Annotated in this window: 21 protein-coding genes; 13 read left to right on the top strand and 8 right to left on the bottom strand. The window is 71.2% G+C overall.

Going from position 1 to position 26299, the window contains the following annotated elements:
* The first annotated feature begins 3 nt into the window (after positions 1-3).
* Positions 4-606 carry a hypothetical protein gene (locus AC3EN4_RS27430; RefSeq protein ID WP_435208962.1) on the top strand — a complete coding sequence of 201 codons (603 nt, stop codon included), beginning with the start codon at positions 4-6 and terminating at the stop codon, positions 604-606.
* Between the two features lie 13 nt (positions 607-619).
* Here AC3EN4_RS27430 and AC3EN4_RS27425 read toward each other — a convergent pair whose 3' ends face one another.
* On the bottom strand, positions 620-3220 hold the full coding sequence (locus AC3EN4_RS27425; protein WP_435208961.1) for a helix-turn-helix transcriptional regulator: 2601 nt from the start codon (positions 3218-3220) through the stop codon (positions 620-622).
* A 247-nt stretch (positions 3221-3467) separates the two neighbouring features.
* Here AC3EN4_RS27425 and AC3EN4_RS27420 point away from each other — a divergent pair, with 247 nt between their 5' ends.
* The 3 genes from AC3EN4_RS27420 to AC3EN4_RS27410 all read left to right on the top strand — a co-directional run bounded on the left by AC3EN4_RS27420 (position 3468) and on the right by AC3EN4_RS27410 (position 6804).
* Complete coding sequence (locus tag AC3EN4_RS27420) at positions 3468-4655, top strand: RNA ligase RtcB family protein (RefSeq protein WP_435208959.1); 1188 nt, start codon at positions 3468-3470, stop codon at positions 4653-4655.
* Positions 4652-5314 (top strand): peptide chain release factor H, encoded by a 663-nt coding sequence (gene prfH, locus AC3EN4_RS27415; protein WP_435208958.1) that lies wholly within the window; start codon positions 4652-4654, stop codon positions 5312-5314. The genes AC3EN4_RS27420 and prfH overlap by 4 nt, the downstream gene beginning before the upstream one ends.
* A gap of 104 nt (positions 5315-5418) precedes the next feature.
* The gene (locus AC3EN4_RS27410; RefSeq protein WP_435208956.1) at positions 5419-6804 is read left to right on the top strand and encodes a glycoside hydrolase family 43 protein; all 1386 of its coding nucleotides are present in this window, start codon (positions 5419-5421) and stop codon (positions 6802-6804) included.
* A gap of 19 nt (positions 6805-6823) precedes the next feature.
* On the opposite strand, the gene AC3EN4_RS27405 is transcribed toward AC3EN4_RS27410, so the two are convergent.
* Positions 6824-7717, bottom strand: a complete 894-nt coding sequence (locus tag AC3EN4_RS27405) for an alpha/beta fold hydrolase (protein WP_435208954.1) — start codon at positions 7715-7717, stop codon at positions 6824-6826.
* 182 nt (positions 7718-7899) lie between these two features.
* On the opposite strand from AC3EN4_RS27405, the gene AC3EN4_RS27400 reads away from it, so the two are divergent.
* Positions 7900-8727 (top strand): PIG-L family deacetylase, encoded by an 828-nt coding sequence (locus tag AC3EN4_RS27400; protein WP_435208952.1) that lies wholly within the window; start codon positions 7900-7902, stop codon positions 8725-8727.
* Positions 8728-8766: 39 nt separating this feature from the next.
* Here AC3EN4_RS27400 and map read toward each other — a convergent pair whose 3' ends face one another.
* Positions 8767-9585 (bottom strand): type I methionyl aminopeptidase, encoded by an 819-nt coding sequence (gene map / locus AC3EN4_RS27395; RefSeq protein WP_435208950.1) that lies wholly within the window; start codon positions 9583-9585, stop codon positions 8767-8769.
* A gap of 103 nt (positions 9586-9688) precedes the next feature.
* Here map and AC3EN4_RS27390 point away from each other — a divergent pair, with 103 nt between their 5' ends.
* Together AC3EN4_RS27390 and AC3EN4_RS27385 are read left to right on the top strand one after the other, a co-directional pair.
* Positions 9689-9955, top strand: a complete 267-nt coding sequence (locus AC3EN4_RS27390; RefSeq protein ID WP_422739227.1) for a helix-turn-helix domain-containing protein — start codon at positions 9689-9691, stop codon at positions 9953-9955.
* Between the two features lie 488 nt (positions 9956-10443).
* Entirely contained in the window at positions 10444-11922 is a 1479-nt protein-coding gene (locus tag AC3EN4_RS27385; RefSeq protein WP_435208948.1) for an arabinofuranosidase catalytic domain-containing protein, read from the top strand.
* Positions 11923-12034: 112 nt separating this feature from the next.
* Here the strand turns inward: AC3EN4_RS27385 and AC3EN4_RS27380 are convergent, their stop codons facing one another.
* Positions 12035-13384, bottom strand: coding sequence for an extracellular catalytic domain type 1 short-chain-length polyhydroxyalkanoate depolymerase (locus AC3EN4_RS27380; protein WP_435208946.1), 1350 nt, complete (start codon positions 13382-13384; stop codon positions 12035-12037).
* A gap of 337 nt (positions 13385-13721) precedes the next feature.
* Between AC3EN4_RS27380 and AC3EN4_RS27375 the strand changes: the two genes are divergently transcribed.
* Positions 13722-14291, top strand: a complete 570-nt coding sequence (locus AC3EN4_RS27375) for a hypothetical protein (protein WP_435208945.1) — start codon at positions 13722-13724, stop codon at positions 14289-14291.
* Here AC3EN4_RS27375 and AC3EN4_RS27370 read toward each other — a convergent pair.
* Both AC3EN4_RS27370 and AC3EN4_RS27365 read right to left on the bottom strand, forming a co-directional pair.
* Positions 14257-15045, bottom strand: coding sequence for a phosphatase PAP2 family protein (locus AC3EN4_RS27370; protein WP_435208943.1), 789 nt, complete (start codon positions 15043-15045; stop codon positions 14257-14259). The genes AC3EN4_RS27375 and AC3EN4_RS27370 overlap by 35 nt on opposite strands.
* Positions 15046-15129: 84 nt before the next feature.
* Positions 15130-16770, bottom strand: a complete 1641-nt coding sequence (locus AC3EN4_RS27365) for an MDR family MFS transporter (protein ID WP_435208942.1) — start codon at positions 16768-16770, stop codon at positions 15130-15132.
* A 173-nt stretch (positions 16771-16943) separates the two neighbouring features.
* Between AC3EN4_RS27365 and AC3EN4_RS27360 the strand changes: the two genes are divergently transcribed.
* A complete protein-coding gene (locus AC3EN4_RS27360) occupies positions 16944-17561 on the top strand; it encodes an acyl-CoA-like ligand-binding transcription factor (RefSeq protein WP_435208940.1) in 618 nt (205 codons plus the stop codon).
* Positions 17562-17567: 6 nt separating this feature from the next.
* On the opposite strand, the gene AC3EN4_RS27355 is transcribed toward AC3EN4_RS27360, so the two are convergent.
* Entirely contained in the window at positions 17568-19157 is a 1590-nt protein-coding gene (locus AC3EN4_RS27355; protein WP_435208938.1) for an arabinofuranosidase catalytic domain-containing protein, read from the bottom strand.
* A 194-nt stretch (positions 19158-19351) separates the two neighbouring features.
* Entirely contained in the window at positions 19352-21187 is a 1836-nt protein-coding gene (locus AC3EN4_RS27350; RefSeq protein WP_435208936.1) for an RICIN domain-containing protein, read from the bottom strand.
* A gap of 298 nt (positions 21188-21485) precedes the next feature.
* Here AC3EN4_RS27350 and AC3EN4_RS27345 point away from each other — a divergent pair, with 298 nt between their 5' ends.
* The 4 genes from AC3EN4_RS27345 to AC3EN4_RS27330 are packed head-to-tail and all read left to right on the top strand — an operon-like array spanning position 21486 to position 26282.
* Positions 21486-22727: a sugar ABC transporter substrate-binding protein gene (locus tag AC3EN4_RS27345; protein WP_435208935.1), complete on the top strand. Its 1242-nt coding sequence runs from the start codon at positions 21486-21488 to the stop codon at positions 22725-22727.
* A gap of 17 nt (positions 22728-22744) precedes the next feature.
* On the top strand, positions 22745-23716 hold the full coding sequence (locus tag AC3EN4_RS27340) for a carbohydrate ABC transporter permease (RefSeq protein WP_435208933.1): 972 nt from the start codon (positions 22745-22747) through the stop codon (positions 23714-23716).
* Entirely contained in the window at positions 23713-24537 is an 825-nt protein-coding gene (locus tag AC3EN4_RS27335; RefSeq protein ID WP_435208931.1) for a carbohydrate ABC transporter permease, read from the top strand. Before AC3EN4_RS27340 ends, AC3EN4_RS27335 begins: the two co-directional genes overlap by 4 nt.
* A gap of 32 nt (positions 24538-24569) precedes the next feature.
* Positions 24570-26282 (top strand): amylo-alpha-1,6-glucosidase, encoded by a 1713-nt coding sequence (locus tag AC3EN4_RS27330; RefSeq protein WP_435208929.1) that lies wholly within the window; start codon positions 24570-24572, stop codon positions 26280-26282.
* Positions 26283-26299 lie beyond the last annotated feature (17 nt).

Below are 26299 nucleotides of genomic sequence, written 5' to 3'. Positions count from 1 at the left end.
GTCGTGACCAGCGTCCGTACGGCCGCCGTCCGGTACCTCGACATCCGGGCGCCGCTGACCCTGCGACAGGTGGGCGCGCAGGTCGGGCATCCGGCCGGGTCGACGAGGGTGGTGATGGACCGGCTGGAGCAGCAGTGGAGCGAGACGTTCTCCGGCAGCCTGTTGCCGTCGAGCGTCAAGGGCAGCGCCTGGTTGCGGATGGCCAGCGACGGTCACTACTGGTTCCAGGGGCACGTGCACGAGAACGGCTTCCTCAGCCACAGCTGGAGCTTCGCCGCCGGGCCGAACGTCGCCGACCAGGACGGGAACGCGTTCGTGGCCATCGCCACCGGCCGGGTGACCGACGACCACAGCAGCGACGACTTCGACATCAGCGGCCAGGACCCGCGCATCGCCGAGTTGTGGGAGCAGATCCGGTACGCGCCGGTCAGCTTCCGGCTCGACGTCACCGCCAACTTCGCCGAGGTGGCCGAGAAGGTGGGCGTGGCGATCCTGACCGGGTTGGGCTTCGCCGCCCTGGTCGGCTCGATCAACATCCTCGGCGCCAAGGGCGCGGACTGTCGCGAGGACTCCAACGGCCGGGTCACCTGTTACACGAAGAACTAGTACAGCGGTGGCCTCAGCCGGCCGGCCGCAACGCGTCCGACAGGTCCCGCCGCGAGGTCACCGCCAGCTTGCGGTAGGCCCGTCCCAGATGTGTCTGCACGGTACGCACCGACAGCACCAACGCCTCGGCGATCTCCCGGTCGGACAGGCCCCGGGCGGCGAGCCCGGCGATCTGCCGCTCCCGCGCGGTCAGCCCCGCCACCCGCGCGGGGTCGTCCCGTACCGCCGATCGCAGCCGGGCGCGCAGGTCGACGGCGAGCCGGACGGTGTCGACGGCTCCGGCCCGCCGACCGAACTCGCCGGCCACCTTCAGCGCCTCGCCGGTCATGTTCATGTCCACGAGGCGGTGCGCGTGCTGAAGGATCACGGTGGGATCGCGTCCGGCCAGCGCGATCACCGCCCGGCCGGCGGCGACGAGCCGCTCGGCGTCGACGTGCCCGATGGCCTCGGCGATGCGGTCCGCGTAGCGGGCCGGGCCGGCGACCGGATCCAGATGCGCGGCGTAGATGAGATAGCCCAGCTCCACCAGCCAACTACCGGAGTCGTGCGCGACGACGATCGCCTCGTCCATCAGCTCGCCCGCCCGACCGCGCCGGCCGGTCGCCGCGGCGATTGCCGCCAGCGCCCACGGGCGCAGTCCCGGGACCAGCGCGACCGCGTCGACGGGATGCTCCCGGAGCACCGTCTCGGCCTCGTCCGGGCGGCCGTCCTCGGCGAGGGTGACGGCGAGCCAGCCGGTGGCCTCGGCGCGGAACATGCCGTTGCCACCGGCCTGTTGGGCGACGGCGTCCCGGAGCCGGCTGATGGCGCCCGTCCGATCCCCGCTGACCCGCAGGGCGTACCCGTCGAAGAGGGGCCAGGCGGTGGGCGACAGACCGGAGACGAGCGGGTCCGGGGGCAGCGGCCACCGACCGGTGGCCGGGTCGGTGACCGGACCGGTCGGGGTGGGCTGACGCCACAGCTCGGCCAGGGCCAGCGCGGCCCCGGCCATGCCACGGATCTGCGGCATGGCCGACGAGCCGGACCGCTCGACCGCCTCGACCACCGTGCGGCCCACCCGTACCGCCTCCTCGGTGCGGCCGGCGAGCACCAGCGCCGCGACCGACGCCAGCATGACCCGTAGCCGCGCGCCGCGCGGAAGCGACTCGTCCAGAAGCTGACGAGCGCTCGCCAGCGCCCGCGCCGCCTCGCCGCCGAACAGCTGGACCAGTACGCCCAGCGCGGCCAACTCAACCCGGCCGGGCAGGTCACCGGCTGCCTCGGAGTCCGCGTGCAGCCGCCGCAGGTCGTCGTACGCCTGTCGTGGTTCCCGCCCGACCCAGAGGCGGTACGACGCCAGGGCCACGCCCACCGTCACCCGGGCGGTCGGGTCAGCGGCCGTCTCGGCGTCCCGTGCGGCGGTGCACAGCGTCTCGTACGCCTCGGCGGCGCGGCCCTGCTCGACGAGGGCCGCGCCGAGCGCGACCGCCGCCGATGCCCCGCCACCCTCCTGCCAGGCCCGCCGGGCCAGCTGTTCCGAGGCGGCCGGATCGGCGTACAGGCAGAGGCCGGCCGACCTGACCAGTTCCGGCGGGTCGACCGGTTGTCCGGCGTGCACCGCCCAGAGCGCGCGGGCCACCGCGTGCGACCCGTGCGGCGTGGCCTGCCGCGTGCCGGCCAGCAGGGCGGCGGCGACGCGGCGACGCCGGGCGGGTGACATACGTCGGCGTACCGCCGCGCCGAGCATCGGGTCGCGCAACCGCACGAGGACCTCGTCGCCGCGCTCCTCACTGCGGACCATCCCGAGCTGTTCGAGGTCGGCGAGCAGTTCCGGCGACGCGGCGGTCTCCGCGACGGGCAACGGCAGGGGGCCGCCGAGCGCCATCGCGGCAAGCGCCTCCTCGCCGGGGCGTCCGACGCGGTCCAGCTCCCGGTCGAGCAGGTCGGCGACCTGCGTCGGCACCGCCAGGCCGGCGCGCCAGCGCCACTGGTCAGTGTCCCGCGCCAACGAACCGACCGCCTGCCCGTGGTCGAGCAACGGCACCGCCAGATGCGGCAGTCCGCCGGTCCACTGCCACAACAGGTGCGTGGTGGAGCGGCTGACCGGGCCCGCCAGGCGCTCCGTCGCCAGCGCACCGATCTCGGCCTCGGTCAGGGCGGGCACCACCAGCCGGGACAGTCCCACGTCCTTCCACAGCGCGACGACGGCGTCCGGCACCGAGATCCCCGACCGGACGGTGACCAGGGCCCGGACCGCTCGGGCCTGCACGAGGCCGAGCAGCACGCCGGCGGAAGGCCCGTCGAGGAGGTGGGCGTCGTCGACGACCAGCACGGGCGTACGGGCGCGGCCGCACCGCTCGACCAGACTGGTCAGCACGGTGCTGTGCACCAGGGCCGGATGGAGAGCGGGGTGCCCACCGGTGAGGAGTTGACCGAGAGCCCCGAAGGGCACGACCTTGCTCGCCTCGGTGGCGGTGATCCACACTGCGGCGAACAGTCGCGACGGCAGCTCGGCGACGACCGCCCGGGCGAGGGCCGTGCGACCCACCCCCGCCGGACCGATGAGGACGGCACCGTCGGCCCGCACCAGCGCGGCGCGGGCCTCGGCGAGCATGCCGTCACGCCCCGTCAGCATTCCCGGATGATGACGGGACAGCCGCGTCCCGGGCCATCACCCATCCGACAGATGGCGGGCGGCGTCAATCGTGTGCGGGGTCGAAGCGCCCCACCGATAACCAGTTGCCGTGCGCCACGGACATCGCCACAGTGGTGCCCATGACGTACTGACGGACACCACCCGAGCACCGCGCCGAGGCCACCGCACGCCGCCCGGCGCCGTACCGCCGTCCGTCGACTTGCGATTCCGCGAGAAATGAGCGTCGTTGTCCCAGCACCACTTCCCTCGGGAAGCCTCGTCCCCGTCCACCCTGGCCACCGTCACCGTGTTCGCGTCCCCCACGAGCTGGATCGAGTCCGCCGCGCTCGACCAGTGCCGGCAGGTGGCCGCCCTCGACGGCATGGTCCACGTCGCCGGCATGCCGGACCTGCACCCGGGCAAGGGCGCCCCGATCGGCGCGGCCATGACGTCCACCGTCCTGTACCCGTTCCTGGTGGGCTCGGACATCGGCTGCGGCATCGCGGTGTTCCCGATCCGACTCCGGCGCGTCGTACCCGAGCGGTTGGCCGCCCGGTTCCCCGACCTCGACCGCGCGCTGGACCCGCACCGGGACGCCGACGACCCCGCCTGGTCCGCCCTCACGGACGACGTTCCCGCCGGCCACCTGGACGGTCTCGGTACGGTCGGCCGCGGCAACCACTTCGTCGAGCTGGCCCGCGTGGACACCGTCTTCGCGCCCGAGCACGCCCACCGTCTCGGGCTGGCGACCGGTGACCTCGTCCTGGTCGTGCACAGCGGTTCGCGGGGCCTGGGTGAGCGGATCCTGCGGACGCACACCGAGACGCACGGGGCGGGCCCCGCGCCGGACCCGGCCGCGTACCTGGCCCGGCACGACGAGGCGGTGCGCTGGGGCTCGCTGAACCGACGGCTGCTGGCCGCCCGGGTCGCGTACGCGCTGGGAGCTGAGCCGACCGAGCCGATCGTCGACCAGTGCCACAACCTGGTCGAGGTACGCGACGGTGGTTACCTGCACCGTAAGGGCGCGGCACCCGGTGACGGCCGCGACGTGCTCGTCGCCGGCACCCGGGGCACCGCGTCGTACCTGGTGGCCGCCCACGCCGGGGCGGACGCCAACCACTCGGTGGCGCACGGCGCGGGCCGGAAGATGTCCCGCGCCGACGCGCTGCGCCGGGGCCGGGCCAAGCACACGGTCGAGGAGCTACGGCGTACCCCGGTGGGTTCGCTTGTGGTGTGCGGCGACCGCCAGTTGCTCTTCGAGGAGGCGCCCACGGCGTACAAGCGGATCGAGCAGGTGATCGGCGACCTCGTCGCGCACCGGCTCGCCACGCCGGTCGCCACCACGATCCCCCTGGTCACCTACAAGACGCCGGACGTCGGGACCGCGACCCGGTCGGACCGGCGGGACCAGCGTCGCGGGCGGGGTCGGTCGTGAGCGTGGACCTGTTGCTGTCCGCCGGCCGTGGGCCGCGGGAGTGCGCCTGGGCGCTGGCCCACCTGCTGCGGCGTCTGGAGCACGACGCCACCCGGTGGGGCGTGGCGGTCCGGCGGGTCCACGCGGTGTCCGGTGATCGGCCCGGCACCTACCGGTCGGCGCTGATCCGACTGTCCGGCGTCGACGTCGAGGCGTTCGCCGCTTCCTGGACCGGGACGTTGTGCTGGCAGGCGCCCAGCCCGTACCGGGCGGGCACCGGTCGGAAGAACTGGTACGTGACGGCTCGGACGCCGCCGGGCGACGCGCCGCCGACGACGTTCGCCGAGGCCGACGTCGACGTCGTCGCGTGCCGCACCGGCGGCCCCGGCGGCCAGCACCGGAACAAGGCCAGCACGGCGGTACGCGCCACCCACCGCCCGTCGGGTCTCGTCGTGGTGGTGGACGAGGAGCGGCAGTTCAGCCAGAACCGGCGTATCGCTCTCGAACTGCTGCGCCGGAAACTCGAACGCGGCGACGAGGCGGCCCACCGCGCGGTCACCACAGCGCGTTGGCGCATCCACGACGACCTCGTGCGGGGCGACCCGACCCGCGTCGAGCGCCCGGAGCCGGCGCCCACGCCCCGCCGGCAACGGCCCGGGCGGACGGCCTCCGGGCGCTGAGGGGACGGGGTTGCGGGGCCTGGCGACGACATCGTATGTTAACGATCACATCGACGTTCACGAATCAAACGTCCGCGCCCACCGCCGCAGAAAGGTCACCGACCGTGCCTCTGACCCGACGCGCGTTCACCCTTGGCGCGCTGTCCACCGCCGCTGCCGCCGCCGGAGCGCTGAGCCTGCCCCGCACCGCTCTCGCCGCGCCGAACACCTCGTACGTGATGGCGTACTTCACCGAGTCGCCGCAGGGCCTGGGCGCGGACTACGGGTTGCACCTCGCCGTCAGCCGCGACGGTCTCAACTGGACGCCACTGAACCAGAACAACCCCGTCGTCACGCCGACCGCCGGGCAGTTGGGTCTGCGGGATCCGTTCGTCTTCCGCAAGCAGGACGGCACCTTCGTGGTGCTCGCCACCGACCTCAAGGGCACCAACTGGAACCAGACCAGTCAGTACCTGCACGTGTGGGACTCGACCGACCTGACCAGCTTCACCGGCTACCGCCGGATCCGGATGCACACCCTGAACACCCACACCTGGGCGCCGACCGCCTTCTGGGACGCGGCACGCGGGCAGTACGCCATCGTCTACTCGGCGAACAACGGCCAGGACGTTTTCCTGGTGAACTACACCAGCGACTTCCGGACGGTCAGCTCGCCGCAGGTGTTCTTCAGCCCGGGCTTCGGTGTCCTCGACGGCGATGTCGTGGTCGACGGCGGCACCACGTACCTGTACTACAAGAACCTCGCCAACGGGAACCTGTACGGCGCCCGGTCCAGCACCGCCGCTCCGAACAGCTTCACCACATACACGTCGGGGCTGCTCCAGGGCAGCGGCATCGAGGCGCCACTGCTGGTCAAGGCGGTCGACGGTAGCGGCTGGCGGTTGTGGGGCGACTCGTACAGCCCGGTCAACAACGACTTCTACGCCTGGTCGACCGCCACCATCGGCGGCAACTCCTGGACGCCGCTGAACCAGCGTGACTACACCCCACCGTTGAACTCGAAACACGGGTCGATGACCGGCATCACCGACGCGGAGTACGCCGCCCTCGTCGCGCGGTGGGGTGCCCCGAACTGGGTCCGGCTCAAGTCCTCCAACCTGCCGGACCGCTACGTGCGGCACTACAACTACGTGGCCCGCGTCGACACGTACCCGTTCGACCCGTACCAGGACCAGTTGTGGCGGATGGTCCCCGGCCTCGCCGACGCCGCGGGCGTGTCGTTCGAGTCGGTGAACAAGCCCGGCCTCTTCCTGCGGCACTACAACTACGAGGTACGCCTGGAGGCCAACGACAACACTTCGGTGTTCCGGGCCGACGCGACCTTCTACCGCACGGCCGGACTGGCCGACGCATCCTGGACGTCGTTCCGCTCGTACAACTTCCCGACCCGCTACCTCCGGCACTTCAACTACGTGCTGCGCATCGACCCGCTGAGCGCCAGCTCCAGTGCCACGGACCGGCAGGACGCCACCTTCCGGATCACCCCGTAGGGGCGCCAGGCGCGGCGGCTCACACCTCCAGGACCGCGTCGGCGAACGCCCGTGGCGCCTCCTGGGGCAGGTTGTGTCCGACGCCGCCACCGACGGTCCGGTGCTCGTACCGGCCGGAGAACTGCTTGCCGTAGACGCTGGGGTCCAGGTGGGGCGCGCCGTTGGCGTCACCCTCCAGGGTGATGCTGGGCACCGTGATCTTGGGCTTGCCGGCCAGGCGCTTCTCCACCTCGTCGTACTGCGGTTCGCCCTCGGCCAGGGCCAGCCGCCACCGGTAGTTGTGGATCACGACGTCGACGTGGTCGGGATTGTCGAACGCGGCCGCGCTGCGGTCGAACGTCGCGTCGTCGAACGTCCACTTCGGCGACGCCGTCTGCCAGATCAACCGGGCGAAGTCGCGGCGGTTGCGGTCGTACCCCTGCCGGCCGCGCTCGGTGGCGAAGTAGTACTGGTACCACCAGGAGAACTCGGCCTTCGGTGGCAGCGGCACCCGGCCCGATTCCTGGCCGTCGATCAGGTAACCGCTCACCGACACCAGACCGGAACACCGCTCGGGCCACAACGCGGCCACCACGTCGGCCGTACGCGCTCCCCAGTCGAAGCCGGCCAGCTTCGCGCTGTCGATGCCCAGCGCGTCCATGAGGGCGATGAGGTCGAGCCCCATGGCGGCCGGCTCGCCGTTGCGGACGGCGTCGTCGGCGAGGAACCGCGTCGAGCCGTAACCCCGCAGGTACGGCACGACGACCCGGTGGCCGGCGTCGGTGAGCAGCGGCACCACGTCGACGAAGCTGTGGATGTCGTACGGCCAGCCGTGCAACAGGATCACCGGCGGCCCGTCCGGCGGCCCGGCGTCGACGTATCCGACGTTCAGCACCCCGGCGTCGATCTGTCGCACGTCATCGAAGACCGCCATCGAACCCGGTACCCTTCGTCGAGACTTTCCGCAGGTGACGAGGCTGCGCCGTCGCCTCCGACAGCGTAGGGAACCCCGAGCGGCCCGACAGCGCGTTGGGCAAAGACGCCGGGGCCGCCCGGCGGATGGCTAGGATGCGTCACCGAACCGTTCCGGCGTGCCGCTGGTCGTAGGGTGGTGACATGGCTGAGCGATCCCTGACCCTGATGGCGGTGCACGCGCACCCCGACGACGAGGCGACGAGCACCGGTGGCGTCCTCGCCCGGTACGCCGCCGAGGGTGTCACCACGGTTCTCGTGACCTGCACGGACGGACGGTGTGGCGACGGGCCCGGCGGGGTCAAGCCCGGCGACCCCGGTCACGACCCGGCGGCCGTCGTGGCGATGCGGCAGGCCGAGCTGGAGGTCAGCGCGGCCAGGTTGAAGGTCACCCACCTGGAGACGCTCGGCTACGCCGACTCCGGGATGATGGGCTGGTCGACGAACGACCAGCCCGGCTCCTTCTGGACGACGCCGGTGGAGCAGGCCGCGGACCGGCTCGCCGAGCTGATCCGCCGGTACCGGCCGGACGTGGTCGTGACCTACGACGAGAACGGCTTCTACGGTCACCCCGACCACATCCAGGCGCACCGCATCACCATGGCCGCCGTGGCGCAGACCGACATCCCCGCGAAGGTCTACTGGACCACCGTGCCCCGTACGGCGTTCGAGGAGTTCGGCCGGGTCATGAAGGAGCTCGGCGTGGAGTGGGACGAGCCGGGCGAGTCCTCGGACATGCCCGAGCTGGGTCTTCCCGACGACGAGATCACCACCTGGGTGGACACCCGCGCCCACGGCGCGCAGAAGTTCGAGGCCCTGGCCGCGCACGCCAGCCAGACCGAGAACATCTTCTTCCTCCAGCTCGGCCAGGAGCGGTTCACCGAGTTGATGGGCGTGGAGACCTTCGTCCGGGTCCGGGACACCACCGACGCGCCCGTTCCCGAGGACGACCTCTTCGCCGGGCTGCGCTGAGGCGTGACGCACGGGCCGCGTCCGCGGCCCGTGCACCGCTCAGGACGACGCGGCGGCCCGCCCGCCGGGGCTGCGCTCCTGCGCCACCTGCCCCGGGCGGAGGGTGAGCACCCGGGGACCGGACTCGGTGACCGCGACGGTGTGCTCGGAGTGGGCGGAGCGTGAGCCGTCCGCGGACCGGATCGTCCAGCCGTCCTGGTCGAATTTGATCTTGTCGGTCGTACGGCAGAGCCACGGCTCGATCGCGAGCGTCAGGCCGGGCTTGAGTCTCATGCCCCGGCCCGGACGGCCGTTGTTCGGCACATGCGGGGCCTCGTGCATGGTGCGACCGATGCCGTGCCCACCGAACTCGTTGTTGACCTGGTAGCCGTAGCGGTGGGCGACCTCGCCGATGGCGGCGGAGATGTCGCCGAGCTGGTTACCTGGCCGGGCGGCGTCGATGCCGGCCTGGAGCGCGACCTCGGTGGCCTCGATCAGCTTCAGGTCGGCCGGGGCGGGGGCGCCGACGACCACGGAGAGCGCGGAGTCGGCGGCCCAGCCGTCGATCTGGACCGCCATGTCGATGCTCAGCAGGTCACCGTCACGCAGGACGTAGTCGTGCGGCAGGCCGTGCAGCACCGCGTCGTTGACCGAGAGGCACAGGACGTTACGGAACGGCCCACGACCGAACGACGGCGTGTAGTCCCAGTAGCAGGATTCGGCACCCCGCTCGGCGATGCGGCGGCGGGCGTGGTGCTCGATGTCCATCAGGTTGACGCCGACAGCGGCCACCTCCCGCAGCTCGGCCAGCAGCTCGCCGACGAACTGACCGGCCACGGCCATCCGGTCGATCTCCATCGCGGACTTCAGCTCGATCACGACAAACCCTCCCCATCCCGCAGCGGTATATTTATACCACGCGAGGCGGGGGTCCCGGCGGGGCGACATTGCCGCTCCACCAGGGCGGAACTATCCTGCTCACATGGTTCGCCCACCGCTCACACCGGAGCAGATCGCCGCGGGGCAACGCCTCGGCGCGGCACTCCGGGTCGCCCGGGGCGGCCGCAGTCTCGTCGAGGTGGCCCTGGCCGCCGGCATCTCACCGGAGACCCTGCGCAAGATCGAGGTGGGTCGACTGCCGGCACCCGCCTTCGGCACCGTGGTCTGCCTGAGCGAGGTCCTCGGTGTCGCGCTCAGCGACCTCGCCGACGTGTGGCTCGCCGACCTGCGCGTCCGCGAGGCGTCCTGAGCACTCCCGGCGCGCCGGCGACTTCCCGTCGTCAACGGCGAGCGACCGGGTCAGGCTCGGCCGGGTCGGGCCAGCCACGGCCGCCGAAATGGGATGACACCGACGGTCGTCTATGGACAGGGTGGCCTGTTAACGCTAACGTTACGACGGCCGTCGATAACTGACCGTCACCGGAGTCGTCTTCTGCTGGCCCCGGCCGCGCGGTCGACGTCGTTCACGGCGTGGGCGGGTGGAGCGTGGCCGACACGGGACGGCCCGAGCTCACCACCGGGCGACCCGTGCCGAGGGCCGGACGACGGATGCCTGACCACGCGCGCCCAGGTCGGCATCATCTCCTACGGCCGGGAGCCGGAGCCGTCGATCTGCCGCTGCGCAGTCGCTCCACACCAGTCGCCGTCACCGCCGTTCCCCCTGTTCAGAGTCCGGGCCCGAGCAGGGGGAACGGCGCGGCCCCGGGCACCGTCACCTCGCACCCTCAAGGAGAGCACGTGCGACCCAGACAACTCCGCCATCGGCGGCCGGCGCTCGCCGCCGTGGCCGCCACCCTCGTCATCGCCGGCGCCGCCGCCACCCAGACCGGCGCCTCGGCGGCCGCCGCCGGCTGCCAGGTCACCTACGCCGTCAGCTCCCAGTGGCAGGACGGCTTCGGTGCCAACGTCACCATCACCAACCTGGGCGACGCCGTCAACGGGTGGCGGCTGACCTGGAACTTCGCTGCCGGCCAGACCGTCACCCAACTCTGGAACGGCAGCGTCACCCAGGCCGGCGCCCAGGTGAGCGTCACCAACGCCGCCTACAACGCCAGCATCCCCACCAACGGCAGTACCAGCTTCGGCTTCAACGGCAGTTGGAGCGGCAGCAACCCGACGCCGACGTCCTTCGTCCTCAACGGCACGACCTGCAACGGCGTGGTGGACCCGACGACGCCACCACCCACTACGCCGCCTCCCACGACCCCGCCCCCGACGACGCCGCCACCCACCACACCACCGCCCACCACTCCCCCACCGAGCACGACGCTGCCCTGCGACATCTACGCGGCGGGCGGCACGCCCTGCGTCGCGGCGCACAGCACCACCCGTGCCCTGTACGCCTCCTACAACGGTTCGCTCTACCAGGTACGCCGGTCGTCGGACAACACCACCCGCGCCATCGGCGTGCTCAGCCCGGGCGGACGGGCCAACTCCGCCGCCCAGGACAGCTTCTGCGCGAACACCACCTGCGTCATCACGGTCATCTACGACCAGTCGGGGCGGGGCAACAACCTCGGCTACCAGGGGGCCGGGGGCATCGGCGGCGCCGTCCAGCCGGCGGTCGCGACCCGGGAGTCGTTGACGGTGGGCGGGAACAAGGTCTACTCGCTCTACATCAACGGCAACAGCAGCTACTGGCGGGACGGGCACCTGACCGGCGTGCCGACCGGCGCCGCGCCGGAGGGCATGTACATGGTGACCAGCGGCACCCACGTCAACAGCGGCTGCTGCTTCGACTACGGCAACAGCGAGACCACCCGCCGCGCCGACGGTCGGGGCACGATGGACGCCATCTACTTCGGCACGAGCTGCTGGTTCGGCGGCTGCTCCGGCAGCGGTCCCTGGGTGCAGGCCGACCTGGAATGGGGCCTCTACCCCGGCGGCAGCAGCTCGTGGAACCCGAACCAGCGGGCGTTCACCAGCAAGTTCGTCACCGCGACGCTGAAGAACAACGGCACGTCCCGCTTCGCCATCAAGGGCAGCAACGCCCAGTCCGGCAGCCTTTACACGCTGTGGGACGGCTCGCTGCCGCCCGGGTACAGCCCGATGAAGAAGCAGGGCGCGATCATCCTCGGCAGTGGCGGCGACTGCTGCATCGACAACTCCAACCAGAGCGTGGGCACCTTCTACGAGGGCGCCATGGTCGCGGGCTACCCGTCCGACGCGACCGAGAACGCGATCCAGGCGAACATCGTCGCCGCCGGCTACCGCTGAGAGAGGGCGACCGCAGCCCGCACGCGCCGCGTGGCCCGGCCCGGGGAACGTCCCGGGCCGGGCCACGCCGGTGGTTCAGGCCGCGTGCGGGCTCACCACCATCGGGTACGTCTCATCCGCGCGTCCACTTCTGACCGTTGCCGCCGTTGCAGGTCGCCAGCACCACCTGGGTGCTGTTGGCCGTTCCGCCGCCGTTCGGCGCGAGGCACAGTCCGGACTGCACGCCGGTGATCGAGCCGTCGGAGTTGAGGTTCCACTGCTGGTTCGTGCCGCCGGTGCAGTCCCAGATGATCACCCGGGTTCCGGCCGACGTCCCGGCGCCCTCGGCGTCCAGGCACTTCGTCCCGTACACCTGGAGTTGCCTGCCCGCGGTGGCGGCCCACTGCTGGTTCGCGCCTGCGTTGCAGTCCCAGAGCGTCACCTGGGTGCCGTTGGTCCGCGACTGCGCCGGGACGTCCAGGCAGCGACCGGCGGCGGAGTTGCGCAACGCGCCGGTCGTGCCGCCCGGGGGTGGCGTCGTCGGCGGCGGAGTCGTGCCGCTGGTGGTGTCGAAGCCGAGGAAGCGGATGGCCTGCGCGGCGTCGAACGGGATCGAGTGGCCGTAGCCCTGGAAGCTGATCGCCTCGACCGGCGCGGTCCCGCCGGTGCTGCCGTACCGCGTCCGGGTGGCGCTGGTCTGCGGGTAGTCGGTGTAGCTGGGGGTCTGGGACACGCCCTGCACGTTGGTCCACTGCTTGATCTGCTCACCGAAGTTGACGTAGCTCAGCGTGGTGTCGGTGGTGCCGTGCCAGATCTGGAACCGGGGACGCTTGCCCGTGTAGCCGGGGTACGCGTTGCGCACCAGGTCGCCCCACTGCTGGGCGGTCTTGACGATCCGCCCGCCGGAGCATTCGCTGTTCCACTCGGCGCCGTTGGTGGTGGCGAAGCAACCGAACGGGACGCCGGAGGAGCTGACGCCGGCGTTGAACAGGTCGGGGTAGAGGCCGACCATGACGTTGGTCATCATCGCGCCCGAGGAGAAGCCGGCGACACCGATGCGGTCCGGGTCGACCGGGTAGCGGCTCCGCACGTAGTCGATCATCGACTTGAGGCCGACCGGATCGCTGCCACCGTCGCGGCGCAGGGCCTGCGGGGAGGAGACGTCCCAGCACTTGCTGCTCCGCGTGACGGACGGGTAGATCACGATGTAGCCGTAGCGGTCGGCCAGCGAGCTGAGCCCGAACCCGGTGTGCACGGCCGGGCCGCTGCCGGTGCAGTAGTGCAGCGCGAGCAGCAGGGCCGGACGCGCCGCGACCCGGTCCGGCACGTACAGGTGCATCTGCAGGTTCGTCGGGTTGGTGCCGAAGTTGGTCACCTGGGTGAGCGTCGCGGCCGACGCCGGGGTGGCGACCGTCACCACGGCCGTCATCGTCGCCAGCGCCGTCGCCAACGCGGCGGCCAGCAGTGCGAATCTTCTTCTCATGGCGGATCCTTCTCGGTCGGTGGTGGCGGCGGGTGGGGAGTACGCCGGACCGGTCGTCCGGGGAGACGTCCTCGCGGGCGCGCGACATCCGCCGCGCGTCGTCGGCGGCTGGGAACAGGTTCTGATCGCGACGTCCGCCTGCCCGCGGGGACGTCCGGATGGTGCGGGACCGAAGCGGATGGCTCGCCCGGTGAGCCATGGGTGCGGTCGCCTCGACATCGACTGTGAGCGATAACATGTCGTACGTCAAGCCGTACCGGAGCACGCCGACGAGGCCCGTACCGGAGGGCCCCGAGCCCGCGCGGCGACGCCGATCGGCGGCAGGCATCATGTCCGCGTGAACTCAACCCTGGCCGCTCTGCTCGGCTCCGCGATCACCGCCTGCGCCTCGCTCCTCGTCGTGTGGACGCACAGCCGGGTCAAGCGACGCCAGCGCGAACGGGCCGAGCTTCAGCGGGCGTACGTCCTGGTGCTGTCGGGCGCGCTACGCCTGGCCCACAAGGCCGAGGCGCTGCGACAGACCCGGTACTGGCGGTCGGGCCTGCCGGAGGCGGGCAACGACCTGATCGGCGGGCACAAGCCCCTGGGGCCGATGGGGCTGCACGACTGGCTGGCCCGGGACATGGTCACCGTGGAGGCCGCCTGGTCGGAGATCTGGACGCGTGCGGACCAGGACGGCATCGCGCTCGCCAACGGGCTGATGACCGCGTACCACGCCGTGCTGGCCGCCGCGTTGCAGGCCAGCGGGAGCGAGCCGTTCGAGGCGTCCGACAAGATGACCATCGCGAGCCGCCGGCTCGGCGAGGCCCGCCGGCACCTCGCCCTGCACGCCCGCCGGGTCGCCAAGCTGGGTCCGCGCGACGTCGACCTGTTCACCGAACGCGAGTACGGGGTGCCGGTGGGCTGACGTCCGGCTCGGCGTCACCAGGCTGCGCTGGTGCGGGCAGGACACGGTGGACGACGCCGAACATCAGCGCCGCCACCACACCGTCGAGCCAGTAGTGGTTGCCGGTGGCCACGACGACGAACAGGGTGACGAGCGGGTGGGCCAGCCACAGCCACCGGAGGCGTCCCCGGGTCACCGCGACGAGCGCGACGGCCACGGCCAGTGCCCACCCGACGTGCAGAGAGGGCATGGCCGCGTACTGGTTGCTGATCACGTCGGTGTCGGGGGGTCCGTAGACGGCGGGCCCGTACCGGCTGCCGGTGTCCACCATGGCGGTCAGCGCGGTGAGCCGGGGCGGTGCGAGCGGGACCGCGACGTGCACCACCAGCGCCGCCAGGGTGAGCACGGCGAGCGCGCGGCGGGTGCGCAGGTAACGCTCCGGATGCCGCAGGTAGAGCCAGATCAGGGTGAGCGCCGTGGCCGGGAAGTGCACGTACGCGTAGTAGCCGTTGGCCAGGTGGGCCAGCAGGGTGTGTGCGAGCACGGGGTGCTGGACGACGGCCTCGTCGGGCAGGCGCAGCAGCCGCTCCAGACGCCAGACCGACTCACCGTTGGCGAGCGCGCTCGACACCCGACCGGCCACCACCGTCCGCGCCGCCTTGTAGAGCAGGAACAGCGTGCTGACCAGCAGCAGCTCGCGCATCGCCCGGCGCACCGACGTGGTCCGCCGAGCGGGCGTCACCGGCCTCGACGCCGTCAGCTCGGTGGTTCCCACAGGCGTCTCGATTCAATCCTCGTCGGCCAGCAGGCCGCCACCGTCGGTGACGGTGGCGGCCCCTGGTTCTGCGCTCCGGAAACGTTAGCGCCGCTCGGGTCCTCCCTTTGCCGCGGCCTCAGCGGCAACCTGGTCGAAAGCGGGCGCCCCGTCGACCGCGTCGGCGGCCACCGCCGCCGCCGTGGCGGCGTCCGGCAGGTCGAGGCTGGTCCGCAGGGTGACCGGCCGGAGTAGGAGCGCGGCGATGACGCCGACCACCCCGATGGCCGCGGAGATGAGGAAGATGTGGCCGGTGGCGTCGCCGTACGCGGCGCGCACGATGTGCTGGACCCCGTCGGGCAACGCGGTGATGTTGAGGTTGCTGTCGCCGCCGCTGCCGGAGGCGGGGATCCCGGCGGCGGTCAGGTCGCGGGTGATCTGGTCGGTGACCCGGTGGGCCAGCACGGCGCCGAGCACGGAGACGCCGACCGCGCCACCGAGCGACCGGAAGAACGCGACGCTGGAGCTGGCCGCGCCGATGTCCTTGAGGGCCACCGTGTTCTGGACGGCCAGGACGAGGTTCTGCATGGTCATGCCGACGCCGGTGCCGACGATGAACATGCCGACGCCGACCAGCACCAGGGAGGTCTCGTGGTCGATGGTGCCGAGCAGGCCGAACCCGACGACCAGGATGATCGACCCGGCGACGATGTACGGCTTGATCCGGCCGGTCCGGGTGATCAGCCGGCCCGCGATGATGGAGGAGCCGAGCACGCCGGCCATCATCGGGATGGTGAGCAGGCCGGCCTCGGTCGGGCTGTAGCCGCGGCCGATCTGGAAGTACTGGCCGAGGAAGACCGCGCCTCCGAACATGGCCATGCCGACCGCGAGGCTGCCCAGGATGGCCAGGGCGGTGGTGTGCTCGCGCACGATGGCGAGCGGGACGACGGGCTCGGCCGCCCGCGACTCGACCCAGACCGCCAGGGCGAGCAGGAGGAGCGAGCCGAGCACCATGGCCGCGGTCTGCCAGGAGAGCCAGGCGAACGAGCTGTCGACGAAGGAGATCCAGATCAGCAGCACGCTCACGCCGGCGGCGATCAGGCTCGCACCCAGGTAATCGATCTTGACGTTGTCCCGCCGGAACGTCGGCAGGTGCAGGGTCACCTGGAGCAGGATCAGCGCGATGATGGCGACCGGCACACCGACGAAGAAGCACCAGCGCCAGCCGAGCCAGGACGTGTCGACGATGAGGCCGCCGAGCAGCGGGCCGCCGACGGTGGCCACCGCCATGACGCCGCCGAGGTAGCCGTTGTAGCGGCCCCGCTCGCGCGGCGGGATCATGGCGGCGATCGCCACCTGGACGAGGGCCTGCAGGCCGCCGACCCCGATGCCCTGGAAGGCGCGGGCCGCGATGAGCTGGCCGGCGCTCTGCGAGAAGCCGGCGATGATCGAGCCCAGCAGGAACACCACGATGGCGACCTGGATGAGCAGCTTCTTGCTGAACAGGTCGGCCAGCTTGCCCCAGATCGGGGTGGTGGCGGTCGCGGTGAGCAGGGTCGCGGTGACCACCCAGGTGTACTGGGTCTGCGAGCCGTTCAACGCGCCAATGATCTTGGGGAGCGCGGTCGAGACGACGGTGCTGCTCAGCATCGCGACGAAGAGCACCAGCAGCAGGCCGCTGAGCGCCTCGAGGGTCTGCCGATGGCTCATCGGCTCGGCGCCGGGCGTGGTGGTGGGTGCGCTCATCGCGCGTCCTCCCGCTTGTCGTGGGTTGCAGAACGACAACCAGGCGTACGCCGGGGTCCGGACACGGACATCCGCACACCTGAGTTGGTTGCCTCACGCAAGCATCTACCGATCTTGCCCGGTCGGCAAGTTTGCCCATTGAGAAGCCGGTCACTCGACGTACGCTGAGCGCGATGGACGAGATCACCGGGCTGCGGGAGCGCAAGAAGGCGGCGACCCGCCTGGCCCTGCACGAGTCGGCCCTGCGCCTCGCGGCTGAGCTGGGCCCCGAGAGCGTGACCGTCGAGGCGATCGCCGACGCCGCCAACGTCTCCCGGCGGACGTTCTCGAACTACTTCTCGAACAAGGAGGAGGCGCTCTTCTACGGCGACACCCTGCGCCTGCGCAGACTGTTGCAGTTGGTGCGCGAACGACCGGCGGGCGAGCCGCCATGGACCGTGCTGGGCCGGGCGGCCGAACACCTCACCGCGGAGTCGTCGGGCGACCGCGACCACGACTGGCTGACCCGACGCCGGCAGTTGCGCGGGCACCCGGGCCTGGCCGCACACCAGGTCGCGGCGTACACCGCGATCGAACGCGAGTTGGCGGCCGAGATCGCGCAGCGCCTCACCGGCGACGAGGCTGCGCTGCGGGCCCGCCTGTTGACCGCGACCTTCCTGGCCGTCCTGCGCGTCGCCATGCAGCACTGGATCGACCACCCGGGTCACGACCTGCTGGACATCGTGCGAACCGCGCTGAGCGAGGTCGGTCCCCCGCCGGCCGTGCGACCGGCGGAGGAACCGACCTCCTGATCATCGTCAGCGGTAGCCGGCGCTCACCACGCTGGCCTGCACCGCGTTCTCGGTCGCGTCGGACGGGTAGCCCGCCACCATGGCGCCCTCGTAGAACGTGCCGGCGCTCAGGTTCGCGCCGCCGTCGGGCTTGCAGCAGTCGCCGCCGCTGCCCAGGATGATCGCGCCCTGCTTCTTCATCGGGCTGTAGCCGGGCGGCAGGGAGCCGTCATACAACGTGTAGAGGCTGCCCGCCTGCGCGTCACTGCCCTTGATGGCGAAGCGGGACGTGCCGTTGTTCTTCAACGTCGCCGTGACGAACTTGCTGGTGAACGCCCGCTGGTTCGGGTTCCACGAGCTACTGCCACCCGGGAACAGACCCCACTCCAGGTCGGCCTGCACCCACGGGCCCGAGCCGGAGCAACCGCCGAACCAGCACTGCTTGCTGAAGTTGATGGCGTCCATCGCCCCGGCGGCGTCGGCCTTGCGCGTCGTCTCGCTGTTGCCGTAGTCGAAGCAGCAGCCGCTGTTGACGTGGGTGCCGCTGGTCACCATGTACATGCCCTCCGGCGCGGCGCCGGTCGGCACGCCGGTCAGGTGCCCGTCCCGCCAGTAGCTGTTGCCCGGGTTGATGTAGAGCGAGTACGCCTTGGCACCGCCCACGGTCAGCGACTCCGAGGTCGCGACGGCCGGCTTGCTCTGCGGCGAGCCCGGGACCACGCTCGACCCCTGGTACCAAAGGTCGTTGCCGCGCCCCGACTGGTCGAACACCACCGTGATCACACACGTCGTGCCGGAGCAGAACGAGTCCTGCGTCGCCGCGTTGGCGGTGCCGCCGGTACCGGTCAGCCCGATGTTACGGGTGGTGTTGTCCGACGAGCGCCGGACCTGGTAGAGGTTGCCGGCGTACGCCTGGTAGAGGGCCCGCGTGGTGCTGTGCGCCGCGACGCACGGGGTGCCGCCGGCGGCGTAGATGTCGCACGGGCGTGCGCCGGCCGGGGGCGGGGTGGTGGTCGGCGGCGGGGTGGTCGTGGGCGGGGTGCTCGGCGAGGCCCACTGCTGGTTGGCGCCGCCGTTGCAGGCCCAAAGGATGATCTTCGTGCCGTTCGCGGTGCCGGCCCCGTTGGCGTCGAGGCACAGCCCGGACTGCACGCCGGTGATGGTGCCGTTGCTGTTGACGTTCCACTGCTGGTTCGTCTGGCCGTTGCAGTCCCAGATGATCGCCTGGGTGCCGTTGGTGGTGCCCCGGCCGGACGCGTCCAGGCACTTGTTGCCGTACACGGTGAGCTGCTTGCTCGACGTCCAGGTCCAGGTCTGGCCGGCCGCGCCGGTGCAGTCCCAGAGCTGGGTCTGGGTGCCGTTGGTGGTGCTGGAGTTGGGAACCTCCAGGCACCGGCCGGACGCCGCGCCGACGATGGTGGTGCTCTGCCCCGGCGTGATGGCCGCGGCAATCGCCGCGGCCTCCGCGGCGGACGACGAGGCGCCGGCCGTGGCGCCGACGGTGACGAGGACGAGGGCGCCGGCCAGCGCGCCGGCCAGCATGGCCAGGCGTCCGGGGCGACGTCTCGGGATGGGATCGCGGGCCAGGCCGGGCCCGACGGGGGACGGGGTACGCACGGGGTGGCTCCTGAAGAGTCGTGGCAGCGCACGGGGTGTGCCGACGCGCCGCGGGGGTGGTGGCGGGGCGGGCGAATCGATTCGTAGCGATGGTAGGAGCGTATTTTGATCAGTGTCAATGAAAGACCGGTCGGCGGGAACCTCGGCGGTGGCCACCCGTGCCGGCGGCCACCGCCGAGGTTGACGTGCCTCCCCTACCGACCCCAGAGACGCCAGGTCTGGTTCAGCGGGCTGCCCTGGCCGACCGCGTTGCAGGGCCACTGGATGACGACCGCCCGGGCCGCCGTGGACACCCCGTTGACGTCGACGCACTTGCCGCTGTGCCGGGCCACGAGCTGGTAGTCGTGCGCGTCGTTGCCGGAGTAGGTCACCTTGCGGAGGGTGAACTGCTGGCTCGTCGCGTTCTGGCAGGTCTGCTGGATCACCGCGGCGGAGTTGGCGGTGGAGCCGCCGCTGACGTCGAGGCACTTGCCGCTCTGCTGGTTGACCAGCGTGTACGTGTTGGCCACGCCGGCGACCGGCCGGAAGTTCCAGAGCTGCTGGTCACCGCCCTCGCAGTAGTACTGCTGCTGGGCGTTGCCGTCGGCGGCGCTCAGGTTGGTGTTGTCCAGGCACTGCTGTGAGTGCTGGGCCACCGCCACCGACTGGAAGCCCGCCTCGGCGGGCGGCAGCAGGGTCACCGTGTACGTGTCGTTCTGGTTGCCGTACGGCAGGTTCACCGTGACGTTGTTGTTCGACACATTGACGACGCTGTTAGAGACCGTGACCGGCCCCTGCACCGCGCCGCCGTTGTTGTACGGGATGCGCTGCGTGAGCACCCGCACCTGGTTGTTCTGCACCACGCCGCTCGTGGTGTCGAGGCGTTGCAGGTTGACGGCCAGGTTCCCGGTCGTCCGACCACCACCGACCAGGACCTTCGCCACCCCGCTCGCCTTTGTGGCGTACGCGTCGTAGGACTGGCTGCCGGTCACCGACATGATCTCCCCGGTCTGCCCGGCGTAGTAGCGGTAGACCCACCACTCGCCCTTGGGCTGGTGCTGCCCGGCCGAGTTGCGGGTGAGCAGGTTGCCGAGGTCGTTGTGCAGGTTGCCGGCGCTGGCCCAGTTGGCCCGCAGTCCGTCCGCCCGGGCCCGCTCCAGGCGGGCGATGTACCAGGCGCCGTCGGCCGGGTTCTGTTCGTTGGTCGCCCCGTACTCGTTGATCTGGTACGGCCGGGGATGCGGGATGCCACGCGGGTCGAGGGTGGCGTTGGCGGCCGCCACGTTGGCGACCGGGTCACCCGGCAGGGAGTGCCAGCTGATGATGTCCGGCACGGTGTTCGTCGAGCGCACGAAGTCCAGGTACTGGTTCCAGAAGGCGTGGTTGGTGGACGGCACGCAGGCGCAGCTCGGCCCGACGATGAGCTGGTTGGGGAACTCGGCGCGCAGCCGCTGGTACGTACGCCGCCAGAGTTCGAGGTACTGGGAGATCGGCCGGTTCCAGAAGATGGTGATGTTGGGTTCGTTCCAGATGTCCCACTGCACCGACAGTCCGGACGCCCGGACGTCGCCGATGAGCCGGGTCAGGAAGTTGTCGTAGTCGGTCCAGTTGCCGTTGTCGCCGGGGAAGCGGGAGATGCCCGCGCCGTCGGCGCCCCACAGGTCGTGCGGCAGGATGATGAACTGCCCGCCGAGGGCGACCGTCCGGCGGGCCTGGGCCAGGGTGGAGTTCCAGCGCCGGTCGTAGTTGCCGCCGACCCAGCCGCTGCCGGGAAGCTGCGCGCCACCGGCGCGCATGTACTGGAACTTCACGTCGCGGTAGAAGTGGTCGGGCGGGCCGCTGGCGTTCTCGGTCATGCCGTAGATCCAGCCGGACGCGCGGTAGGTCGGTGTTCCGGTGGTCGTGGAGAAGTTCACGCTGATCGACTCGTCGGCGGCCTGGGCGGGGGACGCGGCGACGGTGACGGCCGTGGTGGCGGCGAGCAGGCCGACGACGAGTCGGGCGACGAGCGCGTGGGCTCGGCCGGGCCTGCTGCGGGACGGGGTTTTCACGGGCGGCTCCTTGGTGGGGCGCGGGGGACGCTCTCCGGAGGGCTGCGCTTGCGAATCGATTCGCAGGGATCGTAGGTCGGGGACTCATTCATGTCAATGAAGTGACGATCCGGTGAAGCCGGCGTTTCCCAGCGCTCGCCACCAGGCACGCGGTCAACCCTTGACCATCGGATGCGGCCGGTCCTATCTTCGTGCGAACCGGTTCGTCGAATCGGTTCGCCTCATGGTCGGACCCGGTCCGGCCCGCGACGGTCAACCCACGACCCCACCACCCGATCGAGTTGAAGTGAGGCAGCACATGACCCGACTCCACCGACGGCGGCGACTGGTCGCCGTCGCCGTGATAGCACTGGCCGCCGTGACGGCGAGCGCCTGCTCGTCGTCGGCCAAGGACTCCGGCGACGACGGCGGCGCCTACCTCGTCTGGGATCCGTACCCCCAGTTCGCCGACGACTCGGACTGGGTGGCCCTGCTCAAGAAGTGCGGAACCTCGGCGGGCGTGACCGTCGAGCGGACCGGCTACGACACCACCGACCTGACCAACAAGGCGCTGCTCGCCGCCCAGCAGGGCAACTCCCCGGACGTGTTGATCGTCGACAACCCGGTCATCTCCACCCTGGCCGAGGCCGGCGCGCTCACCACGACCGAAGAGAACAAGCTGGACACCTCGAGCATGGCGCCGAACCTGCTCGGCGCCGGCCAGAGTGGCGGCAAGACGTACGGGGTGCCGATCGGCGCCAACACGCTCGCGCTCTACTACAACAAGGACCTGCTCACCGCCGCCGGTGTCGACCCGGCCTCGGTCACCGACTGGACGTCGCTGACCACGGCGCTGACGAAGGTCAAGGCCAAGGGCAAGAAGGGCATCACGTTCTCGGCGATCGGCACCGAGGAGGGAAGCTTCCAGTTCCTGCCCTGGTTCTGGGGCTCGGGCGCGCAGTTGACCAGCCTCGACTCGCCGCAGGCGGTCGCCGCGTTGACGCTCTGGACCGACTGGCTGAAGCAGGGCCTCGCGCCGAACTCGGTCATCAACAACACCCAGACCACCAGCTGGCAGGAGTTCGCCAGCGGTGACTTCGCGTTCGCCGAGAACGGCACCTGGCAGCTCGCGAACGCCGAGAAGCTGGGCTTCTCGTACGGCACCATCGCGATCCCGGCCAGCGCGGGCGGGCCGGCCCCGGCCCCGACCGGCGGCGAGTTCGTCTCGATCCCGGTGCAGAAGAAAACCGGCCGGTACGCGACGTCGCAGCAGCTCGTCACCTGCCTGACCAGCGCCGACAACCTCCTGACCACCGACACCACGCTCTCCTACGTCGCGCCGGTGGCCGCCGTCCAGGACCGGCAGGCCGCCGAGAACCCCAAGCTCAAGGTCTGGGTGGAGGCGGTCCGGGCGGCGAAGGGCCGCACCGGCGACAACCTCGGCACGAAGTACCCGAAGATCTCCGAGCCCCTGTGGACCGCCATGCAGGCCGCGCTCAGCGGTGGGAAGTCGCCCCAGGAGGCACTGACCGCCGCGCAGGCCACGGCCGCGAGCAAGTAAGCGCGCCGAACGACGACATGACCCCCACGACACAGACCACCCCCACCACGCGGGGCCACGGTGGGGCGGCGGACGCCGCCCCACCCGGGCCTCCCGCGCGCCGTACCCGCCGTCCCGGCCGCTGGCTGGCGTGGGGCTTCCTGGCGCCGACGGTCGGCTACCTGCTGGCCTTCTACGCCTACCCGCTCTACCGCAACGTCGAGCTGAGCCTGCGCGAGTACACCGTCCGGTCGTTCGTGCAGGGTGGCGCGCCCTTCGCCGGCCTGGACAACTACCGCACCGTGCTGACCGATCCGGCGTTCTGGCCCACGTTGACGCACACTCTGGTCTTCACCGGCGCGTCGCTCGTCTTCCAGTTCGGCATCGGCATGGCCCTGGCGCTCTTCTTCCGCCAGCACTTCCCGCTGTCGGGCACCCTGCGGGCGCTGATCCTCGTACCGTGGCTGCTGCCGCTGATCGTGTCCGCCTCGACCTGGTCGTGGCTGCTCAACAGCGACTCGGGCCTGGTCAACGCCGCGCTCGGAGCGGTCGGGGTCGACCCGGTCAACTGGCTCACCTCGCCGACCTGGTCGCTCACCTCGGTGATCATCGCCAACATCTGGATCGGCATCCCCTTCAACCTGGTGGTCCTCTACAGCGGCCTACAGGCGATCCCGGTCGAGGTGTACGAGGCGTCCGCGCTCGACGGCGCGTCCGGCTGGCAACGGTTCTGGTCGATCACCTTCCCGCTGCTGCGCCCGGTCTCCGCGATCACCCTGCTGCTCGGGCTGATCTACACGCTGAAGGTCTTCGACATCATCTGGATCATGACCAGGGGCGGCCCGAGCGGTTCCTCCGCCACGCTCGCCACCTGGTCGTACCGTCTCGGCTTCGGCAACCTGCTGCCCGAGTTCGGGCCGGGCGCCGCCGTCGGCAACCTGCTCATCGTGCTGGCGCTGATCGCCGGGCTCGGCTACATCCGGTTCCAACGGAGGCAGCACCTACGATGACCACCTCACCGCGTCGGGTCTGGTGGAAGACCCTCGTCGGCCTGGCGCTGACCGGGCTGATGCTCTTCCCCGTCTACTGGATGATCAACGTGTCGTTCACCCGGGACCAGGACATGCGGGCCAGCCCGCCGCACCTGTTCCCGACCAACGGCACCCTGGACGGCTACCGGGCCGTCCTCGACCAGCAACTCCCCTACCTGGGCACCAGCTTCGTGGTCGGGCTCGGGACGGTGGCGCTGACGGTGGCGCTCGCCGCCCCCGCCGGGTACGCGCTCGCGAAGCTGCGCCCACCCGGTGGGGCGGTACTGAGCTTCCTGCTGCTGATCGCCCAGATGATCCCCGGGATCATCATGGCGATGGGCTTCTACGCCATCTACCTCACCCTCGGCGTCCTGAACACCCTGCCCGGCCTGATCCTGGCCGACACCACGCTCGCGGTGCCGTTCGCCGTCCTGATCTTCACGGCCTTCATGTCCGGCATCCCCGACGAGCTGCTCCAGGCCGCCGTGGTCGACGGCGCGGGTCGGCTGCGTACCTTCTGGTCGATCGTGCTGCCGGTCAGCCGCAACTCGATCGTCACGGTGTCGCTGTTCGCCTTCCTGTGGTCCTGGTCGGACTTCATCTTCGCCTCGACCCTCGCCGGTGGCGGCGACCACCAACCGATCACCCTCGGCATCTACCACTACATCGGCAACAACAACCAGCAGTGGAACGCCATCATGGCCACCGCTGTGGTCGCCTCCGTCCCCGCAGCCGTCCTGCTGATCCTCGCTCAGCGGTACGTCTCGATGGGCGTGACCGCCGGCGCCGTCAAGGACTGACCATCCGCACCACAGAAAGGCAGCCGCCACCCATGACTGTCGCCCCGTCCGGTCCGGAGTTCGCCATCCAGGACATCCCGTTCAGCTACCGGGGATCCTGGCTCAACATCTCCCCCGTGGTCGCCGAGAAGACGTACGCCGACGACCTGCACCTGGTGTCGCACCAGACCGGGCTGCACCCGGTGCTCCGCCTCTCCCCCGCCGCCCCGGACGCCACCGTCGTCGCCACCCCCGCGCTGCTGACCTGGCGCGCCGGAGCCGGTCAGATCGAGGCCGTCTTCGACGGACCGGACACCCTGCGGATCCGGGGTCGGCGGCTCGGCCTGCGGATCGCGGCGGCGGCGGGCACGCTCACCCCGTTCAGCGGCAGCTACCTCTACCTCGACCCGGTCGACGGCTCGCACGTGTTCACCTCGTACGAGACCGGGCGTCGCTACCGGGTCACGGTCCTCACCGGGGCGCTGCGCCACGCCGACGGCGTCGAGGCGCTCGGCACCGCCGAACGGTCCCTCGACCTCGCCGGTGACGAACCGTGGGAAATCGCCATCGAGGAGTACGCCACCGCGCGCCGGCCGTACGCCACGGCCGTCCCCTTCGACCAGGTGTGCCAGCACCGCAGCGCCGAGTTCGCCGCGTTCGTCGACGCGGTCGCGCCGTGGCGCGGGAAGGACACCCCGGCCGCCGAACTGGCCGCGTACGTGCTGTGGTCCGCCACCGTGGACCCGGCGGGCTTCGTCACCCGACCGGCCGTCCTGATGTCCAAGCACTGGATGGACAAGGTGTGGAGCTGGGACCACTGCTTCAACGCGATCGCCCTGGCGGCCGGTGAGCCGGAGCTGGCCTGGCACCAGTTCCACCTGCCCTTCGACCACCAGGACGCCGCAGGCGCCCTCCCCGACTCGGTCACCCACTCCGAGGTCCTGCACAACTACGTCAAACCCCCCATCCACGGCTGGGCGCTACGGCACCTGCGCCGCCGCCTTCCCCACCCGCCGGACCGGGCGGCGCTCGCGCAGACGTACGACCGGCTGGCCCGCTGGACCGGATTCTGGTTGGACGCGCGCCGCGCCCCCGGTCAGGACCTGCCGCACTACCAGCACGGCAACGACAGCGGCTGGGACAACGCCACCACCTTCGACGACCACCGGGTCCTCCAGACCGCCGACCTGGCGGCGTTCCTCGTCTCGCAGTTGGACTGCCTGGCCGACCTCGCCGCCGAGCTGGGCGAGCCGGCCGACCGGTGGCACCGGGAGGCGGACCGGATCCGTGCCGCGATGCTTCGGGAGCTGTGGGACGGCGAGCGTTTCGCCGCCCGTAGCCCGCACACCGGGCAGCGGCGGACCAGCCGCAGCCTGCTCGACCTGATGCCCGTCGCGCTCGGCGCCGACCTGCCCACCCCGATCGCCGACGCGCTGGCCCGCGGCATCGAGACCCACCTCACCACCCACGGGCTGGCGACCGAGCCGACGGACTCGGTCCACTACCTCGCCGACGGCTACTGGCGGGGCCCGATCTGGGCGCCCTCCACCGTGCTGGTCGAGGACGGCCTCCGGCGGGCCGGGCACACCGCGATCGCCGATGACATCAGCCAGCGCTTCCTGGCGCTCTGCGAGAAGTCGGGCTTCGCGGAGAACTTCGACGCCGAAACCGGTGCGGGACTGCGCGACCGCGCGTACACCTGGACCGCCAGCAGCTACCTCATTCTCGCCGCCGCGCAGCAGGAGCGCCGGGCCGCGCGGCGGTGACCGGGCCGGCATGGCCG

The sequence above is a fragment of the Micromonospora sp. bgisy143 genome (assembly GCF_057708145.1).
This window is presented reverse-complemented; position numbering and strand designations above follow the sequence as displayed.

What these genes read in the sequence shown, in the direction of transcription:
- AC3EN4_RS27380 (WP_435208946.1), bottom strand. Translation starts at nt 13,384, where the DNA reads ATGAGAAGAAGATTCGCACTGCTGGCCGCCGCGTTGGCGACGGCGCTG.
- AC3EN4_RS27330 (WP_435208929.1), top strand. Translation starts at nt 24,570, where the DNA reads ATGACTGTCGCCCCGTCCGGTCCGGAGTTCGCCATCCAGGACATCCCG.
- AC3EN4_RS27365 (WP_435208942.1), bottom strand. Translation starts at nt 16,770, where the DNA reads ATGAGCGCACCCACCACCACGCCCGGCGCCGAGCCGATGAGCCATCGG.
- AC3EN4_RS27400 (WP_435208952.1), top strand. Translation starts at nt 7,900, where the DNA reads ATGGCTGAGCGATCCCTGACCCTGATGGCGGTGCACGCGCACCCCGAC.
- AC3EN4_RS27335 (WP_435208931.1), top strand. Translation starts at nt 23,713, where the DNA reads ATGACCACCTCACCGCGTCGGGTCTGGTGGAAGACCCTCGTCGGCCTG.
- AC3EN4_RS27340 (WP_435208933.1), top strand. Translation starts at nt 22,745, where the DNA reads ATGACCCCCACGACACAGACCACCCCCACCACGCGGGGCCACGGTGGG.
- AC3EN4_RS27405 (WP_435208954.1), bottom strand. Translation starts at nt 7,717, where the DNA reads ATGGCGGTCTTCGATGACGTGCGACAGATCGACGCCGGGGTGCTGAAC.
- AC3EN4_RS27345 (WP_435208935.1), top strand. Translation starts at nt 21,486, where the DNA reads ATGACCCGACTCCACCGACGGCGGCGACTGGTCGCCGTCGCCGTGATA.
- AC3EN4_RS27390 (WP_422739227.1), top strand. Translation starts at nt 9,689, where the DNA reads ATGGTTCGCCCACCGCTCACACCGGAGCAGATCGCCGCGGGGCAACGC.
- AC3EN4_RS27425 (WP_435208961.1), bottom strand. Translation starts at nt 3,220, where the DNA reads ATGCTGACGGGGCGTGACGGCATGCTCGCCGAGGCCCGCGCCGCGCTG.
- AC3EN4_RS27360 (WP_435208940.1), top strand. Translation starts at nt 16,944, where the DNA reads ATGGACGAGATCACCGGGCTGCGGGAGCGCAAGAAGGCGGCGACCCGC.